The organism is Paraburkholderia sp. J94 (genome assembly GCF_905220285.1).
Taxonomy (GTDB): domain Bacteria; phylum Pseudomonadota; class Gammaproteobacteria; order Burkholderiales; family Burkholderiaceae; genus Paraburkholderia; species Paraburkholderia tropica_A.
Map to the genome: position 1 here is coordinate 103,367 of NZ_CAJMZH010000010.1, position 19,798 is coordinate 123,164.

Here is a 19,798-nt window from a genome sequence, read left to right on the forward strand (position 1 = left end):
ATCAAGCCGACGGTCTCATGGCGCGCGCGTTCCCGCGAACGACTGGGCTTTCAGGCTCTTGCGCAGCGAGCCCACTTGCGTGGCGTCCACGGCGGGCGCGGCGTTGCCCCAGCTATTGCGGATGAACGTCGCGATGGCGGCGACATCGGCATCCGAGAGTTTCCACGCGAACGCCGGCATTTGCGCGCTGGTCGGATTGCTCGACGTGGCCGCGCCGCGACCGCCAACCAGGATCGTGCGCAGCACGTTATTGGCGCCGGGCGCGCGCACGCCGGGATTGTTCGCGAGCGAAGGCACCATCGCGTCCACGCCGTCGCCATTGCTCTTGTGACAGGCGATACAGTTGGTGCGGTACAGGTCGCTGCCGAGTTTCATCGCCGGATCGCTGTCGGCAATCGCTTGCGGCGCGGCGCGGCCCGATCCGGGCAGGCTCTTGAGGTAAAGGCCGATCGCTTTCAGATCGGCGGCGCTCAAATACTGGGTGGAATTCGAAACGGCTTCGCCCATCGACCCCGCCGCGACGCTGAACCGATTGCCGCTGGTCTTGAGATAAGCGACGAAATCGTCGTCGCTCCAGGTGCCGATGCCGACATAGCGATTGCCCGTGATTTCCGGCGCATGCCAGCCTTCCAGATCGTAGCCCTGCAAATAGTCGGTATCGCCGCCGAGCGCGTTCTTGCCGCTGTGGCACGCGGTGCAATGGCCGAGTCCGTCGACCAGATAGGCGCCGCGATTCCATTCGACCGATTGCGAGGGATTCGGGTGAAACGGCGTGGGATTGAAAAACAGCAGATTCCAGCCGAACATCATCAGCCGGATATTGAATGGAAACGGCAATTGATTGGCGGGCGGCGCTTCGGCGACGGCGGGCACGGTCTTCAGATACGCGAGAATGTCGAGCAGATCGCGGTCGCTCACGCGCGCGTAGAGGTTGTACGGCATCGCGGGATAGAGCAGCTTGTGATGCGGCGCGACGCCTTCTTTCACCGCCGCGAGAAACTGTGCGTCGGTCCAGTTGCCGATGCCGTATTGCGGATCGGGCGTGATATTGCTCGACACGATCACGCCGAATGGCGTGTTCAATCCCAGGCCGCCCGCGAAAGGCTTGCCGCCTTGCGCGGTATGGCAGGCGATGCAATCGCCCGCGCGCGCGAGGTACATGCCGCGTTTGACGGGATCGGTGGCGGCACTGCCGTTTTCATCGCCGTAATGGAGCACGCGTTGCAGCAGATCCGAGTCGGCGGGTTGCGCGTGGCGCTGCGAACTGCGCCACGCAAGCAGGCCGCCGAGCACGATCAACGCGAGTACGACAAGCGCGATCAGTAGCGTCACGATGCGCCGCCCGCGTGAACCACCACGCGGCGTGGAAGTGTCGGGAGTACGCGCCATGGCTTACACCTGCACCAGCGCGCCAGGCGCTTTCAGATAGTGATCGCGAATCGCCTGAGCGGCGTGCAAGGTGAGCGCGGCGACCGTGCCCGTGGGGTTATAGCCGCCGTTGTTCGCGAACGCCGATGCGCCGCAGACAAACGTATTCGGCACGTCCCAGCTTTGCAGATATTTATTGACGGCACTCGTGGCCGGATCGGCGCCCATGCACGCACCGCCGGTCGTATGCGACGAGAGGTTCGTCATCGGCGTATAGGGCTGGGCGGTGGGCTCGGAGCGCTCGATGGTTTCCGCGTTCATCGCGCGGGCGATCTCCTCCGATTTGTCGGCCATGAATTTCGCCGAGCGCTTGTCGTTCTCGTTCCAGTCGAAGGTCACGCGCAGCAATGGCTGACCATGCCGGTCGCGGTAAGTCGGATCGAGGTCGAGAAACACGTCGCGATGGGGGTAGCTATTGCCCATCACATAGATCGAGTTGTAATTCTGATAAGCCTTGCGATAGGCCTGTTTCCACGCCGAGCCCCACGTCGGCGTGCCTTTCGGTACGCCCGACGACAGGCTGATGGGCCTTCCGTTCGTCGAATGAATCAAGGCCACGCCGCCGCCGATAAAGTCGACATTCGAATGGTCGAAGTTATCGCCGTTGAAATCGTCGATGGCCTGCGCGAGTGCGCCCGCGCCGATAAAAGGATTGAGATTTTGATCCTTCAGCCAGATCGCCGCGCCGGAAATCGTCTGATAGGCATAATTGCGGCCGACCACGCCCTGGCCTGCATCGCGGTCGTAAGGCTTGCCGATGCCGGACAGCAGCATGAGCCGCACGTTGTCGAATTGATAAGCCGACAGCACGACGATATCGGCGGGCTGCTCCCATTGCTGCCCGTCGTTGTCGATAAAGGTGACGCCGGTCGCCATCTTCTTGTCGGGCGTGAGATTGACGCGCAGGACTTCGGCATTCGGAATCACGCTGAAGTTTTTTCTTGCCATCAGCGCGGGAACGACGCAAGCCTGTGGGCTGCTTTTCGACCAGTTGCCGCAACCGAAGAACTCGCAATAGCCGCAATACGTACAGGGCGCCATTTTCACGCCAAGCGTATTTGTGTAGGCCCCCGAAGTATTTCCGGCGGGCACCGGAAACGGATGATAGCCGAGATCGCGCGCCGCCTTATCGAACAGCAAGGCCGCCTGCGTGCGCGCGAGCGGCGGCAGCGGATAGTCGCGATTGCGCGGGCCTTCGAACACGTTGCCGCCCTCGACTTTCTGGCCTTGAAGATTGCCGGCTTTGCCCGAGGTGCCTGCGATGCGCTCGAACTTGTCGTAGAACGGTTCGAGCTCGTCGTAGGTGACGCCCCAATCCTGCACCTGCAATCCGTCGACAAAACGGTTCTTGCCGTATTTCTCGACCGTGTTCGTATAGGTGACGAAATCGGTCGGCAGGAAGCGCCACGTCATGCCGTTCCAGTGCGTGCCCGCGCCGCCCACGCCCCAGCCGAACTGATACGTGTTCAGGTCGCGCAAGGGCAGCGCTTCCTGATCGGGGCGATTGCGGAATGTCATCGTTTCCACGCTGAGCGGCTGCAGCAATTCGCGTCGGCGCGCGTAGCGCAATTCGTCGGTGTCGATTGTGGTGGGGAAATCCGTGCTCGTGTCTCGCCAGTTGCCGCGTTCGATCGCGACCACATTCAAACCGGCTTGCGTGAGTTCATTCGCCATCAGCGAGCCGGCCCATCCGAGACCGACGATGACGGCATCCGCCTTGGGCCGCTTTTGTGCCATGTGGGCGCTCCTTGTTCTCGTTCGCGCAATCGCGCGGCATCGCTCGCGCCGCGACGACGCGCGAATCAGGTTTGCTTGCGAATGAAGCTCACGGGCTGAATGCCGAGCGGCTGGCCCGGTTTGTCGAGATAGTCGCGGAAGTCATACTGCGCGCCGGGAAAGCCGACCATCTTCCAGCCGGCCATGTCCTTGTTGCCGCCGTAGATGGGATCGGAGAAAAAGCCTTCGCGCACGTTCCAGAGCACCAGCGAAAAGAACTGTTTCGCGTCGACGCCAGGCATCGATAACGTGCCCGCTTCCCATTCGCGGATCATGGCGTCCTGCGCGTCGGGCGCGAGATCGACGAAGCGTTTGCCGGCGGGCTGCGCTTTTACCGCGCTATCGAACGCGGCCAGTCCCGCACGCCATCGCGCGGCGGGGCCGCGATCGAACTGCGGACCGGCTTGCGGCAGGCCCTGTTTGAGCGGGCCGTCGAGATAGAGGTAAGTGCCTTTGCCGTAAGGCCCGGCGAGTTGCGCATCGATGAACACCGCGCAGCCGGCTTCCTTGCCGCCGATGCTCAGGTCATCGGCGGGAATGAGGCGATCGGCGAGGGCTTCGGTCAGGGCCGCTTCGTCGGCGGTGAAGAATTTCCAGCCATTGGCGACGACCGGTTGAGGCGGCGGCGATGCCTCGCCGGTCCACGGCATGCCACCCCAGATCACCTTCGCCTTCGCGACGGCCAGACTACCGACGAGCAGAACCAGCGATATCAGGACGCCACGTCTTCGCATGGTGAACCTCAGACGAAAGTGACTGGAAGCCACGCGCAAAAGACGATCGCGCGGGGCGTAGCCCACATCGAATTACGATAGTTGCGAACGTCTGCATGTGCAAGCGAGGGATTTACCGATGCGGGCACTTGCGATAGGGGGTCATGGGCGGCGGGTGAGTGCAGTTCGCGCGTCGCTCGCGCGACATCGTAAGGTGTCCTGTCATTGTTCGGCGAATGAAGCGGCGACTGGATGAACTGCGCCGCTGGGTTCCGCCTGGTCAATTGATCGGCGCTCGTGGGTTTGATCGCGGCTTCGTCTGCCGGGATTTGCGCGCGATAGAAGCGAGCGAGGCCAGGCGATCTCCCTCCGGTCATTTCACGCGCGCCGCACGACAGGTGCGTCAGCGCCGTCTGGCTTGAATTAAATGGTGTCACATCAATGGGCGGGGGCGAATTCTCGCTCCTAAGCGCCGTCTGCTGGCCACTTCCAACCCGTTTTGCGGGCCTTTTCGGCTGCCACATTGAGGGCGGCTGGGCGTTGCCCGTCTCCCGATCCCCGAAACATCCCGTAATGTTCGAAAAATTTAAATGAGAATGCTTCTCATGTATATTCACGAACCTTAATGATTCTGTCGGCTTGCGCAGCACAAACGTAAGCGTATCAATAGGGGAAGATGTTGTTTCAGCGAAGAATTCTGGCAATCCTGATTCCGATGGCGCTCTCGGAATTGGCGGGCGCGCAAGGCGCATGGGCTCAAACGGCAACGTCGGCGGCTGACGCAGCGTCGGCAGCATCGGCTGCCTCGGGCGTTTCAACGGCAACTTCATCGGCGGCGAAGCGCGCGGCAACAAGCGCGAACGCACGCGTTGAAAGCCAATTGAATGTCTTGTCGGTGACGGCGAACCGGATCGGCACGACCGATCCGACCAAATCGGCGGCGACGGTCTCGGTGATCACGTCCGACGACATGGAAGAGAACAACGCCAAGGACATCAAGGACGCGCTGAAATACGAGCCCGGCGTGGCCGTCAACCGCCAGGCTTATCGGCCGAGCGGCATCGGCAGCTCAACGGGCCGGGCGGGCAACGACGGGATCAATATTCGCGGTCTCGAAGGCAATCAGGTTCTGCTGCTCGAAGACGGCATTCCGCTGCCGCAATCCTTCTCCTTTGGCTCCGGTTCGGCGGGCCGCGGCGACTATCTGAATACGGACCTGTACGAACGCGTCGAAGTTTTGCGCGGGCCTGCATCGGTTTTGTACGGCAGCGATGGTTTGACCGGCGCGGTCAACTTCGTGACGAAAGACCCGTCCGATCTGCTGAATATCTACGGCAAGAAGACGTATTTTTCGGTGCGCACGGGCTATGACTCGAGCGATCGCAGCTGGGGTGGCACTGCGACCACGGCGTTTAGCACTGCGAATGGCGCGGTGCAGGGTTTGCTGATGCTCTCGGGCCGACACGGCCACGAACTCGACAATCATGGCAGCACGGGCGGTACGGGCGCGAGCCGCGACGAAGCGGATCCGGCGACCTACAACAACCGCTCGGCATTGGCGAAACTGGTGTTCCGCCTCTCGTCGACCGACAAGCTCAAGCTGACCGCCGAAACGCTCAACAACAGCAATGAAGTCGACAGCTTGTACGAAATTGGCAATTACACCGCCAATACCACTTCGTACAACACGACCAACAATGTCACGAGCAATCGCGTCAAGCTCGAATGGGATCACGACGACGAAACGAATCGTTGGGTGCAACACGTCAAGAGTTCGGTTTTCTATCGTAATGCGGCGACCGACCAATCGTTGCTGATCGGCGAAACGACGACCGACGTCACGCGTTACAACCACTATGGCGAGAGCATTGTCGGCGGCAATACGGTGGCGGAAAGCTCGTTCAAGACGGGGCCGTTCTCTCATAAGCTCGTGTACGGTTTCGACCTGAGCGTGTCGCAATACAACACCAATTCGAACGGCAATACGGTCGATACCACCTCCGGTTATCTGGAGACGTTCCCGAAGACGCAAACGCTCAATCTGGGCGCGTACATGCAGGACAGCATCAGCTGGAACAAGCTGACGTTCGTGCCGGGCTTGCGCTTCGACTACTACCATATGACGCCCGATGCCGACAGCACCTATACGTCGGCGGCGAGCGCTTCGACCCAACCGCTTTCGAATTCGAGCGGCAATGCGCTGTCGCCGCGCCTGGCGTTTCTGTATGAAATCAGCCCGGCCATGGTGCCGTATGTGCAATACGCGCGGGGTTTCCGTGCGCCGTCGGCCAACCAGGTCAACAGCTATTACGGTGGCGGCGTCGCGGCCTCGATGTACCACACCTATTACGAGCAGGTCGGCAATCCGAACCTGAAGCCGGAAACCAGCAACTCGTTCGAAGCGGGTATGCGCGGCAAGCTCGCATTCGGTACGAATCGCGTGTCGTATAGCGCGTCGGCATTTTATGGCCGCTACAAGAACTTCATCGATTCGGAAGTCGTGGGCGGCAGCCTGACCTCGGCGAGCGATCCCGAGAAGTTCCAGTACATCAATTTCAGCAAGGCCACGATCAAGGGCGTCGAAGCGAAATTCGACTGGTTCGCGGGCGATTCGGTCGAGGTCAAGGGCGGCGTCGCCTATACCGATGGCACCGAGCAGAACACCGACGGCACGAGCAGCGGCATCATGTCGATTCCGCCTATCGCCGCCGTAATGGGCATCACTTATCGCGCGGACGATCGCTGGTTCGTGGGCGCCGACGTGACCTACAACTCGCGCCGCGATACCAGCGACGTGAATACGTCGAGCACCAAGTATTTCTCGACGCCGTCATACACGATCGTCGACCTGCATGCGGGCTACAAGATCACGCAGCACGTGAGCCTGACCGCCGGCATCAACAATCTGTTTAACCGCAAGTACTGGCGTTGGAGCGATGTTCGCGATCTCTCGGCAAGTTCGAGCTACGCGACGCTCAATTCCTATACCGCACCCGGACGAAACTTCAACGTCGGCATGAAGATCGACTTCTGAGGATCGTCACTCACACATACAAAGGATTACCATGACTCAAATCGATTTTTCGGACACCCAGGCATGTGCGCAATGGCGGGATTCGTATCTCGCGCATAAGGCCGCGCAAAAGCTGCGTCAGCGCGACGCCGCTGCCGCGATGCAAGTGAGCGAAGCGCAGGCGGTGGCCGCATTCGTTGGCCTCAACGTCGTGCGCCTGAAGCCGGATTTCATGGGCTTGATCGCCCAGATGCCGCGTCTTGGCGCGGTGATGACGCTGACCCGCAACGAAGCCGCCGTGCATGAGAAGGACGGTGTATTCGAAACGGTGAGCGCGGAAGGTCATGTCGGGCTGGTGCTCGGCGCGGATATCGATCTGCGCGTTTTTCACCGTAGCTGGGCCTTTGCGTTCGCGGTACGCGAGACGTCGCCCAACGGTGAAATGAAGAGTTTCCAGTTCTACGACGCGCAAGGCGAAGCGGTATTCAAGGTGTTTCTGCGCGCCCATAGCGATCACGCGGCATTCGACGCAATCGCGACGGAATGGGCCGATGCCGAGCAATCCGCGGTGCTCGCCTTGAAGCCCGCGCAACCCGCGCCGCTGCCGCGCGCCGATAAGGACATCGACGTCGCCGGATTCCATGCCGCGTGGGACGTGATGAAGGACACGCACGAGTTCTTCCCGCTGCTGCGCAAGTTTGGGCTGACGCGCACGCAGGCGTTGCGTCTTGCCGAGCCGCGTTATGTGACGCGACTCGCCGACGATGTCACCGAGGCGTTGCTGGTCGAGGCCGCCCGCGCACAGATTCCCATCATGGTGTTCGTGGGCAACGCGGGCATGATCCAGATTCATACCGGCGAGGTGACGAATATTCGCACCATGGGCAATTGGGTCAACGTGCTCGACGAGCGCTTCAATCTGCATTTGCGTGCGGATCTGGTCGCGAGTGCGTGGCTCGTGCGCAAGCCGACCGTCGACGGCATCGTGACGTCGGTGGAATTGTTCGACGCGCAGGGCGAAAACATCGCGATGTTGTTTGGCGCGCGCAAACCCGGTGCGCCTGAATTGGCTTCGTGGCGTGATCTGGCCGGTGCGTTGCCGCCGCACGCTGCATTGGCTATCGCTTGACTCAGCAACGCTGGATTTCAGGCTGACGTCTTAACACTTTGACTATTTCCCGGCCATCGGTCGGAGCTTAGGAAACCGGGGAGGGCATCCGTGCTGGATGCCGCTTTCCCGGTATTGACGCTATGGGAAAAACTGAGCCTGTTGGTTCGAAGTACTTTGCTCACCGTGATTCTGTCGTCAAGTACATGAACGAGATGGGCGTTCGTGTTACGCCCACGCGAATCGGTGTCTTGACCACGATGTTCGAAATCGAGCGCGGCGTTAAAGCCGACGAGATCTACAAGTTCGCGATCAGGAAGAAGATCGGCCTGAGTAAAGCGTCGATTTATCGGGCGCTCGTCGATTTCGAAAGCGCCGGTATCGTCTCGAGACAATGGGTGTCGGGCAATACCGGCGCGCGCGCGACATTTTTTCTTCAATGCCCGTACGAAGCCGAAAAGATGCACGTGGTGTCGTGCAGGAAATGCGGGTGTCGCGTGAGATTCAAGAACCCGGATCTCTTCGATACGATCAAGGCCGCGGCTCAGTCCGAGATATTCGGGTCGCGGGATAAGCCGATCAGCATCGTGATTGTTTGCGCCGATTGTGAGTGACGCGTGCGCCTGCATGCCGATGGCGGCTTAGATCGCCGTCTGTGGTAGCGGCGACTCATTCGAGTTCCGCAAAAAGCGGTCCAGCCGCTTATAGGCTTCGATCAGCGCGAGCCGTGGCGCGAGAAACAATTGCGTATCGGCTTGGCGCAGAATGGGCTCGACCAGCGCGCGCTCGCCGGGCGAAATGCGGCAGACTTCATCGTCGCCCGCGCGCAGAATGCAATTCTCCAGCGCGGTTTCGGCATCGGCGAACCGCGCGATGTCGGTATCGCCATAGCCTTCACACTGCACATAGAAGGTGAGATAGACCATGCGCACGAGTTCGCTGACGAGCCGTGTTGTGCCCGCCCAGCCCTGGCAGGCGGCGAACGTGAGGTGATGCGCGAGCGCCATTTCGGTGGCCGTTTTTTCGTCCAACGGGCGCTGCATGAAGCGGGAAGAAGCAGAGGGGAGCGGTGCGGAGTGGGCTTTTTTGCTGCGTGACATTGATACGAAGTTGGTGCAACGAAGGATGGGTGCGAATCCGAAGGCAAACAAATTTCGCCGCCATTATGCGCGAAACGTGGCGAATGTGACGGCGAACCCGCATATCGTGCGCTTGCGGGTGCCATGGAAAGTCGCGTAAAAGCATACACGAACGCACCTGTCATCGAGATGTTGCTACGCTGACAATTCTGTTATCTACGTGCGATATTCCGGCGGCGATCCATGCTATATCGCTGCGCTCTCAACCTTTTCTATTTCCTTCCTGCGATCCGCGGCGCAAGACGGCATCACCACGGCGGTGCCTTCCACGACGACAAACCCGTTCACTTCGCAGTGCGTCTCCAGCACGACGCGGCGGCGCGCCACGAGGATCTCCTTGACCGATACCGTCGCACACACCGTTTCGCCGAGCTTGACCGGCCGCCGGAACTTCAGGTCCTGCGAAAGATAGATCGAACCGGGACCGGGCAGGCGAGAGGCAATCGCCGCCGAAATCACGGAGGCGGAGAGCATGCCGTGCGCGATGCGTCCGCCGAATTGGGTTTGCTTCGCATACTCCTCGTCGAGGTGAACGGGGTTGCGATCACCGGATGCGCTCGCAAACAGAAAGACGTCACGCTCGGACAGCGTTTTCGTGAAGCGCGCGTTCATGCCGGGCATCAGATCTTCGAGGTCGAATCCGCCTGCATCATTCATGGTCAGTTCCTGTATGGTTGGTACTGCATAGTATTTTCGGTGAGGCACGGAAAACGGTGCGCGCGGATTCAAGCCGATTGAAGCGCTGCTGCGTTGTCGTGCTTCGTGGTGTCGTCCACGCCAGGCAGCGCAAACAGGGGCTCCGCAATGCGCAATGCCGATCCCACCGCAAGCGCGCCTGCATGGGGCAGCGCTTGCATGATCGCGCCGACGATCTCGCGCCGCGTCGCGCCAAGAGAGAGCGCTTCGTGCACGTGAGCGGCGAGTGTTTCCGCATCGGCGTTGCGCGAAAGACAGGTCAGGCAGGCGATATCCGTGAGGTGCCGCGTCTTTGCGTGTCCGGGTGATTCAAACGGCGCATTGCCGACGTCCAGTTCCACCATGCTCCGCTCGATTTCCGCAGAAATATCCGCGATGCTTTGCGCGGAGTTGGTGACGTCCTCCGGCGCGTCCGTGCCGACGCTTTCGAACACCTCCAGCGCGATGCGCGTCAACGGCAACACGACCGGCCAGCCGATATAGCCGGTGAGTTGAATCAATACCTCGGTCAATTCGCTGCGCGTCCAGCCGAGGCGCAGGCAGTCCTTCAAATGCTGCCGAACCGCACTGTATTGATTCCCTCGCGCCATGACGATGGCCAGCGTCGCGAGTTGACGGTCTTTTTGCGTGAGGGCTGCCGATGGCGCGTGACCGGACAGAAGCAGACGAACAATCGACGATGCATCGCGCAGATGGCGATACGCATCGTTTCGAACGGCGAGACCACGCTCATGCAGCAGCATCACGACGAGCCGCACGCCCGCCATCGCCACGGGCGCGCCTGAATAGGCGAGCGTATGCATCGCGGTTTCGAGCACGGCTTCGGGCGTCCAGCCCGTATTCAACATGCCGCCCGCATGATATTTGAGCGCGGCTTCGGCATTGCCAATCGAAGTCAGGACCGCGACCGTAATCAGTTCGCGATAGTTGAGCGAGAGATTGGGGCGCGCGATGATATCCGCATAAGCCCCTTCGACGAGTAATTTTTTGAAATCAGGGTCGAGTTTATCCAGCGCGGCACTCAGGCGGTTAAAGCCTTCATCGCCGATCGCGAGGATCGTCGACATGCCCAGATCGTGACGGGATATTCGTTGTGCATGCATATAAATCCAATTCGAATGAACGTGGAGGTCAATGACGTTCTTCATCATATTCGCGAGGATGTTTTGCAATTCTGAACTTTTGTGAAAATCGATCGGTTTGCGTTTTTTGCCGCCTAGAATCGTCCTCGAATCGCGCTGCTGTTTATTGCGGCCGATGCCGAATGGATGCTCTGTCACGTCAACGTAACCGGGAGAACGCAGTGCTGAAGCTTCAACAGAAGGTGGCCCTCGTAACAGGTGGAAGTTCGGGGATCGGCCGGGCCACGGCAATGCTGTTTGCCAGAGAGGGCGCGAAGATCGCGATTGCATCGCGTCGCCATGAGGAAGGGCTGGCCGTTGTCGAGGAAATTCGGCGCGCAGGCGGTGAAGCGATCTTCGTGAAGACCGACGTGTCGAAAGCCGATGATTGCGCGAATGCAGTGGAGCAGACCGTCAAGGCATTCGGCAAGCTCGATATCGCTTTCAACAATGCTGGCGTCGAGCAATTCGGCAAGCCAGTTGCGCAGACCGATGAAGCAAGCTGGGATTTCGTCGTGGACATCAACCTCAAAGGGATGTTTCTCGCGATGAAATATGAAATTCCCGAGATGCTGAAATCGGGCGGCGGCTCGATCGTCAATATGTCGTCCACCTACGGTCTGGTGGCGTCTGCGTTTGGCGGCTGCGCCTATCACGCCTCGAAGGCGGGCATTATCGGTTTGACGAAGGCGGCGGCGCTCGAATATGCGAAACAGAATATTCGCGTCAACGCGATCTGCCCGGCATTTGTCGCGACTGCCATGGTCGAGAAATTCCTCGACGAAACGCAGATGACCGACCAGATCAAATCTTTCCATCCTGTGGGGCGTTTGGGTACGGAAGAGGAAATCGCGCAAGGCGTGCTGTTCCTCGCGAGCAGCGCCTCTTCCTTTATGACCGGCACCGCGTTGTCGGTGGACGGCGGCATGATCGCGGCCTGACCCGGTCGAGCTTGTCAGTCGTTTCGTAGCGCGGGCGCTACGCCTTTCGAAGCTGATCTTTCATGGATATCGATATGGATACCGAAGTATTGGATTGTGTCGCCGATGCGGGTGTCGGCCAGCCGGAATTGTTCGAAATCGGCCGTCCGGTGCCGCTCGGCGTGGTGCCGAAGCGCATGCACGCGTGGACGATTCGTCGCGAGAATCACGGCGAGCCGCAAGGCGCGTTCACGAAGGAAGTCGTGCCGGTGCCGTCGATCGGCGCCAACGAGGTGCTGATTCTGGTCATGGCGGCGGGCGTCAATTACAACGGTGTGTGGGCCGCGCTGGGCCAGCCGTTCTCGGTGCTCGATCTGCACGACGATCCGTATCACATCACCGGTTCCGACGCGGCGGGCATCGTGTGGGCCGTGGGCGCGAACGTGCGCAAGTGGAAGGTGGGCGACGAGGTGGTCGCGCACTGCTCGCAGGTCGATGGCGAAGACGAGGAATGCAACGGTGGCGATCCCATGCTGTCGCCTTCGCAGCGCATCTGGGGCTACGAGACGACGCACGGCTCGTTCGCGCAATTCGCGCGCGTGCAGGCCACGCAGCTCATGCCGCGTCCGAAGCATCTCACGTGGGCCGCGAGCGCCTGCTACACGCTCACGCTCGCCACCGCGTTTCGCATGCTGTTCGGCCACAAGCCGCATGCGCTGTCGCCGGGGCAATCGGTGCTAGTTTGGGGCGCGGCGGGCGGTCTGGGAACGATGGCAATTCAGCTCGCGGCGCTCGCGGGCGCGCGCCCCGTTGCCGTGGTGTCCGACGATTCGAAGGCCGAATTCGTCAAGAGCCTCGGTGCGGTCGGCGTCATCAATCGCTCGCAGTTTTCATGCTGGGGCGCGCCGCCGCCAGTCGACGAAACCGCCGCCTACACGGCTTATATCGACAGCGTGAAGCGATTCGGCAAGGCGATCTGGGACGCGCTCGGCGAGAAGCGCGATGTCGACATGGTGTTCGAACATCCGGGCCGCAACACCTTCGCGCCGTCCTGCTATGTGGTCAAGCGCGGCGGCATGGTCGTGTTCTGCGCCGCGACGAGCGGCTACGACCTGACCTGTGACGCGCGCTATGTGTGGATGCGCCAGAAGCGCATTCAGGGCAGCCACTTCGCGAGCCTCAAGGAAGCCGCGCAGGCGAACCGGCTCGTCATGAGCGGCAAGATCGACCCGTGTCTTTCGGAGGTGTTCGCCTGGAACCGCCTGCCCGAAGCGCACGCGAAGATTCGCGCCAATCAGCATCTGCCCGGCAACATGGCCGTGCTGGTGCAGGCGAGCAGCAGCGACGATCTCGACGCGGCGCGCCGCCACTAGACATGCAGAAATCTTTCAGCAGCGAGAATCGAATGGATCAGTCAAACGCAGCCTCGGGGCGCGTCGCCGTCATCGGCATGGCGTGCCGTTTTCCGGGCGGCGCGACTTGCGCGGCGAGCTACTGGGCATTGCTCAATTCGGGGCGCAGTGCGATTCGCGACACGCCGCGCGAGCGCTTCGATATCGACGCGTTTTATTCGAGCGATCCGGACGAACCGGGCACCACGTATTCGCGTGTCGCCGGTTATGTCGACGATCCGTTTTTCTTCGACCACACGTTCTTTCGCACGTCGGCGGCCGAAGCCGTGGAGATGGATCCGCAGCAGCGCTGGATGCTCGAACTCGCGTGGTCGGCACTGGAAAATGCGGGCCTGGCGCCGGGCAAATTGCGCGGCAAGAGCGTCGGCGTTTTCATGACGACGGGCGAAGCCGATTATGGCCGCCGCACCGTCTGGTCGGGCGACCCGGCGGGCATCACGACTTATTCGAAGCTCGGCAATCTGCGCGCGATGGCGCCGGGCCGCGTGGCGCACGTGCTCGGGTTGAGCGGACCGGCGATCTTTGTCGATACGACCTGCTCGTCGTCGCTCGTGGCGATTCATCTTGCCGCGCAAAGTCTGCAGGCCGGCGACTGCGATGTGGCGATCGCGGGCGGCGTGAACCTGATTCTCGGGCCTGAGGAAACCATCGGCGTTGCGCGGCTTCAGGCGATGTCGCCATCGGGGCAATGCCGTCCATTCGACGCGCGGGCCGATGGCTATATTCGCGGCGAAGGCGGTGGCGTGATCGTGATGAAGCGCCTCGACGATGCCATGGCGCACGGCGAACGCATCGAAGCGGTGCTGGCCGGTTCCGCGCTCAACAGTGACGGCGCGAGCAACGGCCTGACCGCGCCCAACGGCGCGGCCCAGGAAGCGGTGATCCGGCGCGCCCTGGCGCGCGCGGGCGTGGGCGCTGAAGCGGTCGCCTACGTGGAGGCGCACGGCACCGGCACCGCGCTCGGCGATCCGATCGAATTGTCCGCACTCCGAAGCGTTTATGCGCGTGATGTCACGCGCGACAAACCGATTCTCGTCGGCTCGGTGAAATCGCAGCTAGGTCACCTCGAAGGCGCAGCAGGCATGGCCGGTTTCATCAAGGCGATGCTGATATTGCGTCACCGCCGCGTGCCCGCGCAGGTGAACTTCACGACGCCGAATCCGCGCTTTCACTGGGAAGGTTCGCGACTCGAAGTGGCGCAAGAAGGCGCGATGCTCCACGACGGCCATGCGCTGGTCGGCGTGAGCGGATTCGGCATCACGGGCACTAACGTGCATATGATTCTTGCCGCGCCGGAGTCTGCGAATGCGAGTGAGGTTGCTGCAAACGCCGCTGCCAACGTCGCGCGTGAGCGGGTGCTGACGCTTTCGGCGCGGTCGCCGCGTGCGCGTCAGCGTCTGGCGTCGGCATGGCGCGCGTGGTTCGCGCATCCCACTGCCGCGCTGCGCGATGCATGCCATACGGCGAGCGTGCGGCGCGATCACTTCGATCATCGCGTCGCGTTGATTGGTACGACGCACGAGGACTTCATCGCGGGGCTCGACGCCTTTCTCGCGGCGAATCCGACCGGTCAATGGCACGCGGGCGAGCAGACCCGCAAGACGCGTCTCGCGTTCCTCGTGCCGGGTCAGGGCGCGTGGCAGCCGGGCGTGGGCGGCGAGCTCTACGAAGGCAACGGTTTTTTCCGCAAGCATGTGGACGCGTGCCTGCGTCACCTCGATGCGGAGACGGCGCGTGCCGTGCTCGACGCGATCTTCGGCCGCGACGCGCACTCGGTGCGCCATCATCCGGGCCAGCTCGCGCACTTCAGTGTTTGCTACGCGCTCGCGCGCACGTGGATGGATCTGGGCGTGCAGCCCGATCTGCTGATCGGGCATTCGCTGGGCGAGCATGTAGCGGCTGTGATCGGCGGCGTCATGTCGCTCGAACACGGCATCCAGGCCGTCGAGGCGCGCGGCCGTCTGTTCGATAGCGCCACGCCTGCGGGCGCCATGCTCGCGGTCGCGGCGAGCGCCGACGAATTGCGCGCGCAATGCGCATTCGGCACGGACCTGTTCGTGGCCGGGTTCAACGGACCGGAGCAGACCGTCGTAAGCGGCACAGAAGAAGCCGTCCTGAAGGTGCGGGACACGATGGTGGCGGCGGGCAAACGGGTCTCGCTGCTCAAGACCTACGGCACGCCGGGTCATTCGCCGATGCTGCGTTCGATGCGCGGAGCCTTCAAACAGGCACTCGAAGCGCTGACGCTCAAGCCGGCCGCGATTCCCATCGTGTCCACGCTCACCGGCGCGTTGGCGAGCGAGTCGATCGGCACCGTCGAGCATTGGCTCGATCTCGTCGAGCAGCCCGTGCGTTTTCACGAGGCGCTGGTTGCGGCGTGCGACGGCAAGACGCTCTTTCTCGAAGTCGGTCCGGGCGCGGCGCTGGCAAGGCTCGCACGCGCGCAGTCCGGCGGCGACTGGCAGTGTGCGGTCTCGTCGCTGGCCGATGGCCCGGAAGGCGACGATGAAGGCGAGAACACCGGCTTTGCGCACGCCTGCGCGCATCTCTACAGCGCGGGCCAGACGATCGCATGGGGCAAGCTCTACGGCAACGCACCGCGGCCTGCCGACGTGCCGAGTTATTGCTTCGACGGCGAGCGATTCGAACTGCCGTTCGCGGATGTCGCGCGCAGCGCCATCACGCGACGGATCGCGCAGCACGCGGGCGATGCGGTTGCGGGCCAGGGGATGGAACCGGCGGTGGCACAAGCCGCGGTGTCTCCGAACGCCGACGACCTGCTCGCGACGCTGCGCACGATCGCGGCCTCGGTTGCCGCCGCGGGCGTCAGCCTCGCCGATGAACGCTCGTTCGTCAGTCAGGGGCTCGATTCGCTGGCGTTGACGGAATTGCGCGTGCGTCTGCATCAGCGCTTCGGGAAGATGCCGCCGATGTCGATGCTCGCGCGTGGCGCGTCGATCGACACGCTCGCGGCGTGGTATGGCACATCGTTCAGTACGGCGACGAGCGCCGTCGCGACGCACGAAGCGACGAAAGCGCCTGAAACACGCGATGATCGTGCGCTCGTCATGACTTTGCGCGGGGGCCGCGGCCCGCTCGTCGCGCTCGTGCATCCGGTTGGCGGCGACGTGCTCTGCTACGAGGAACTCTCTGCCGCGTGGCCAGGCGATGCGACGATCGTCGCGTTTCGGCATCCCTATGCGGATCAGGATCGCACGCCCGCGTATCTCTCGATCGGGCAACTCGCGGCACGCTATCGCGCGGCATTAATCGCCACGTACGGCAAGCTGCCCGATCTGCTCGGCGGCTGGTCGTTCGGCGGCATCGTCGCGCACGAGATGGCCGCGCAATGGGAAGCGCAAGGCGCGACGTCGCCGCCGCTGCTGATCGTCGACAGCCCGCTATTCGAAGGCCCGTTTGCGACGCGCTTGAGCGAGCTTGCGCGCGAATTCGAAACGTTGGACGACGCGCAGCTGGTCGATCGATGGCTCGCGGACGCGCGCTTCGACGCGATGCTCGACCACGACTTCCATCTCGCTCAGGCGCGACGCCGCGCGCACGCCGACACGTTCGCGCATCTCGCGCGGTTGCACGCGGCGAGCGCGGTGGCGCTGGCGCGTCATCGTCCGCAGCAGGTCGGGGCGCGTATCGACTATGCGCTCGCAGCGCGTAACGAGAGCGCCGTATCGGGTACGCACGCGGCGCAGCAACTGCGCATGCTAACGCGCGGCGGCATCACCGTAAGCGTATTCGACGACGACCATCAATCCATCGTGCGCGAGCCCGCTGCACGGCGACTCGCCGGCTTATTCGTCGACCACGTCGACGCGGCCGTTACCACGCTTTCACTTTCCACCATCTGACTGTAAGGAATCGATGTCATGAGCGCTCAACTTCAAGCTGCAACCGTCAACGGGTCCAAAGTGACCGCGCAGGCCATCCTCGCGTGGATCCAGGAGTGGACCGAAGCGAATCATCTCCAGGTGCCGACCGATCTCGATCAGACGTTCGCCGATGCGGGCTTCGATTCGATGCATTCGGTCGAACTCGCGTTCTTCCTCGAGGAGCGGCTCAAGATCAAGATCGACGAGACCGTGCTGTTCGACTATCCGACTTTCGCCTCGCTTGCCGATCATCTCGTTTCGCTGATTCAGCCTCATGCGGATAAAGATGATCAGGAAAGCGAATCAACGGAAGCGGGGAGCTGGTAAGGCGTGCGCGCTGGCGCGTGCCGTCGGGCGCGCGCGGCGCATTTCGGTTTCGTTCGATCCTTATCGGAGTACTGGAGATGGCAGAAATAAACCGGGCTGGCACCTGGATGTCGCGCGTGGTCGGCTGCGGCTCGGCGCTGCCGGAGCGGCGCATGACGAATCTCGACATCGCGCGCATGGTGGACACGACGGACGAGTGGATCACGCAACGCACGGGCATCAAGGAGCGGCGCATCGCGGCCCGTGGCGAGAATACGTCCGATCTCGCGATCGGCGCGGCGAATGCGGCGCTCAGGCATGCGGGCCTTCGCGGCGACGATGTCGATCTCATCGTGCTCGCGACCTGCACACCGGATCGCACGATGCCCGCAACGGCCGTGCGCGTGCAGGCGGCGATCGGCATGCAGGGCGGCGTCGCGTTCGACGTGCAGGCGGTGTGCTCGGGCTTCGTGTTCGCGCTCTCGGTCGCCGACAATATGATCCGGCTCGGTCAGGCGCGCACGGCGCTCGTGATCGGCGCGGAAACGATGTCGCGCGTCGTGGACTGGCACGACCGCAATAGTTGCGTGCTGTTCGGCGACGGCGCAGGCGCGCTGGTCCTGCGCGCCGAGCGTCACGTGGAGGGCGCGCCGCGCGGCATCCTTTCCACTCACCTGCATTCGGACGGGCGGCACCAGGACAAGATTCACACGGACGGCGGCGTCTCTTCCACGCAGACCGCTGGCGTGATGCATCTCGCGGGGCGCGAAGTGTTTTTGCACGCGGTGGTCAATCTCGCGGAGGCCTCGCAGCAGGCGCTCGCCGCGAACGGCATGACGCAGGACGATCTCGACTGGGTCGTGCCGCATCAGGCGAATCAGCGCATCGTGCAGACGCTCGGCGAGAAGCTGCATTTGCCGAAAGAGAAAGTCGTGCTCACCGTCGATCATCACGGTAATACGTCGGCCGCGTCGATTCCGCTCGCGCTCAGCGAAGCGGTCGCCGACGGACGCATCAAGGAGAACGATCTGGTGCTCACGCCCACGATGGGCTCGGGCTTTACGTGGGGCGCGGCCTTGATTCGCTGGTAGCGTCCGGCAGGTCTGCCATGCCGGACATCATGATTTGACTTCGCGCGCGGCGGCTCGGGTTATCGGGCCGCCGCTCGCTTAGTTTAAAAGCACGTCGAAGGGTTCCCATATCGATTGATCAATTCGCCGACGCGGGTCTCGTCGTGCGGCTTGTCGATATAGAACCCTTGCACATTCACGTCTTGCAACGATTGGGCCCACGCAAATTGCGCGTGCGTTTCCACGCCCGATAGCACGATCTGTTTTCCATGGCCGCGCGCGAATTTAACGAGCATTTCGATCGTGCGCGTGGCCTCGCCGTCGGCAGGGACATTCGCGAGGTAAGAGCGATCGAATTTGACGATGTCGGCGGGCAACTGCTGGAGCAGCGTCAACGAGTTGTAGCCGCCGCCCAGATCGTCGAGCGCGACTTGCGCGCCGATGGCCTGAACCGCGCGCATGGCCTCGGCCAGACCGTCGAGCCGATCCGGTTGAACCGCGCCCGTCAATTCGATTTCGAGCCGGCCCGGCAGGATTTCGCGCGCGGCGAAAATGGACTGGATGCGTTGCGGCAGGTCGGCGCTCGCCAATTCCGCCGCGCCGAGATTGATGGCCAGAGAAAGATCGCCGTGGCCGGATTGCTGCCAGCGTTGCAGCGTGTCGGCGGCCCGCTCGATCAGCAATTCCGTAAAGCGGCGCGCCAGAATGGAATCTTCGACCAGGCTGATAAAGCGCGCGGGCGCGAGTATTCCATCGTCGGGATGCCGCCATCGCATCAGGTATTCAAATCCTGAGAGCCGTTTCTCATGCAAACGCAATATGGGTTGCGCGACGAAAAAGAATTCGCCGCGTTCCAGCCCAAGCCGCGCATCGCTGATCAGGCATCGAGGCTGCGCTGTTTGTATCCGCGCGGACGGTCGTGGCTCATCGAGCGCAGTGCGAGCGGGGCGCCAGAGCGAACTCAACCTGGGTTTGACCGGAAATCGCATAGACGGATGGCGGGCGTGAACGGTGCGGCACGTATTCTTGCGGGGCGTGCGTTTATGCGCAACGGGTGTTGGCCGTCGAGCCTAACACATTGAATCTGATCACAGAAGCACTTTGCCTTCGATGAAACTCGCAGGCGGCTGCCGCATTTCGGCTGCCTTTTCCAGAAGGTTTAATCCTGTTGACTTAAAAGAGACTTGGAATTTTCGTGCTTATGAACTTAAA

Annotated in this window: 16 protein-coding genes; 8 read left to right on the forward strand and 8 right to left on the reverse strand. The window is 62.1% G+C overall.

Features of this window, described 5'->3' with window-relative positions:
• Positions 1–15: 15 nt before the first annotated feature.
• The 4 genes from U4Y88_RS22370 to U4Y88_RS22385 form a co-directional block, all read right to left on the reverse strand.
• A complete protein-coding gene (locus U4Y88_RS22370) occupies positions 16–1,389 on the reverse strand; it encodes a c-type cytochrome (RefSeq protein ID WP_321786433.1) in 1,374 nt (457 codons plus the stop codon).
• A 3-nt stretch (positions 1,390–1,392) separates the two neighbouring features.
• On the reverse strand, positions 1,393–3,165 hold the full coding sequence (locus U4Y88_RS22375) for a GMC family oxidoreductase (protein ID WP_321786435.1): 1,773 nt from the start codon (positions 3,163–3,165) through the stop codon (positions 1,393–1,395).
• A gap of 65 nt (positions 3,166–3,230) precedes the next feature.
• Entirely contained in the window at positions 3,231–3,938 is a 708-nt protein-coding gene (locus U4Y88_RS22380; protein WP_224017487.1) for a gluconate 2-dehydrogenase subunit 3 family protein, read from the reverse strand.
• 8 nt (positions 3,939–3,946) lie between these two features.
• A complete protein-coding gene (locus U4Y88_RS22385; protein ID WP_321786722.1) occupies positions 3,947–4,714 on the reverse strand; it encodes a hypothetical protein in 768 nt (255 codons plus the stop codon).
• Between U4Y88_RS22385 and U4Y88_RS22390 the strand changes: the two genes are divergently transcribed.
• The 3 genes from U4Y88_RS22390 (at position 4,633) to U4Y88_RS22400 (ending at position 8,652) form a co-directional block, all read left to right on the forward strand.
• Positions 4,633–6,951, forward strand: a complete 2,319-nt coding sequence (locus U4Y88_RS22390) for a TonB-dependent hemoglobin/transferrin/lactoferrin family receptor (protein WP_321786706.1) — start codon at positions 4,633–4,635, stop codon at positions 6,949–6,951. The genes U4Y88_RS22385 and U4Y88_RS22390 overlap by 82 nt on opposite strands.
• Before the next feature lie 31 nt (positions 6,952–6,982).
• Positions 6,983–8,059 (forward strand): hemin-degrading factor, encoded by a 1,077-nt coding sequence (locus U4Y88_RS22395; RefSeq protein WP_224017483.1) that lies wholly within the window; start codon positions 6,983–6,985, stop codon positions 8,057–8,059.
• Positions 8,060–8,253: 194 nt separating this feature from the next.
• Positions 8,254–8,652 carry a Fur family transcriptional regulator gene (locus U4Y88_RS22400; protein WP_290371180.1) on the forward strand — a complete coding sequence of 133 codons (399 nt, stop codon included), beginning with the start codon at positions 8,254–8,256 and terminating at the stop codon, positions 8,650–8,652.
• A 27-nt stretch (positions 8,653–8,679) separates the two neighbouring features.
• On the opposite strand, the gene U4Y88_RS22405 is transcribed toward U4Y88_RS22400, so the two are convergent.
• The 3 genes from U4Y88_RS22405 to U4Y88_RS22415 form a co-directional block, all read right to left on the reverse strand.
• A complete protein-coding gene (locus U4Y88_RS22405) occupies positions 8,680–9,189 on the reverse strand; it encodes a hypothetical protein (protein WP_321786437.1) in 510 nt (169 codons plus the stop codon).
• 174 nt (positions 9,190–9,363) lie between these two features.
• Positions 9,364–9,834 carry a MaoC family dehydratase gene (locus U4Y88_RS22410; RefSeq protein ID WP_321786708.1) on the reverse strand — a complete coding sequence of 157 codons (471 nt, stop codon included), beginning with the start codon at positions 9,832–9,834 and terminating at the stop codon, positions 9,364–9,366.
• A 68-nt stretch (positions 9,835–9,902) separates the two neighbouring features.
• Positions 9,903–11,153, reverse strand: coding sequence for a carboxymuconolactone decarboxylase family protein (locus U4Y88_RS22415; protein WP_321786439.1), 1,251 nt, complete (start codon positions 11,151–11,153; stop codon positions 9,903–9,905).
• A 23-nt stretch (positions 11,154–11,176) separates the two neighbouring features.
• Between U4Y88_RS22415 and U4Y88_RS22420 the strand changes: the two genes are divergently transcribed.
• The 5 genes from U4Y88_RS22420 to U4Y88_RS22440 all read left to right on the forward strand — a co-directional run bounded on the left by U4Y88_RS22420 (position 11,177) and on the right by U4Y88_RS22440 (position 18,607).
• On the forward strand, positions 11,177–11,935 hold the full coding sequence (locus U4Y88_RS22420; RefSeq protein ID WP_321786441.1) for an SDR family oxidoreductase: 759 nt from the start codon (positions 11,177–11,179) through the stop codon (positions 11,933–11,935).
• A 74-nt stretch (positions 11,936–12,009) separates the two neighbouring features.
• Positions 12,010–13,287, forward strand: a complete 1,278-nt coding sequence (gene ccrA / locus U4Y88_RS22425) for a crotonyl-CoA carboxylase/reductase (protein WP_321786444.1) — start codon at positions 12,010–12,012, stop codon at positions 13,285–13,287.
• Positions 13,288–13,319: 32 nt separating this feature from the next.
• Complete coding sequence (locus tag U4Y88_RS22430) at positions 13,320–17,189, forward strand: type I polyketide synthase (protein WP_321786446.1); 3,870 nt, start codon at positions 13,320–13,322, stop codon at positions 17,187–17,189.
• An 18-nt stretch (positions 17,190–17,207) separates the two neighbouring features.
• Positions 17,208–17,537, forward strand: a complete 330-nt coding sequence (locus tag U4Y88_RS22435) for an acyl carrier protein (RefSeq protein WP_310632148.1) — start codon at positions 17,208–17,210, stop codon at positions 17,535–17,537.
• 77 nt (positions 17,538–17,614) lie between these two features.
• A complete protein-coding gene (locus tag U4Y88_RS22440) occupies positions 17,615–18,607 on the forward strand; it encodes a beta-ketoacyl-ACP synthase III (protein WP_321786449.1) in 993 nt (330 codons plus the stop codon).
• Between the two features lie 83 nt (positions 18,608–18,690).
• Here U4Y88_RS22440 and U4Y88_RS22445 read toward each other — a convergent pair whose 3' ends face one another.
• Positions 18,691–19,575: an EAL domain-containing protein gene (locus tag U4Y88_RS22445; RefSeq protein WP_321786451.1), complete on the reverse strand. Its 885-nt coding sequence runs from the start codon at positions 19,573–19,575 to the stop codon at positions 18,691–18,693.
• Between the last annotated feature and the right edge of the window lie 223 nt (positions 19,576–19,798).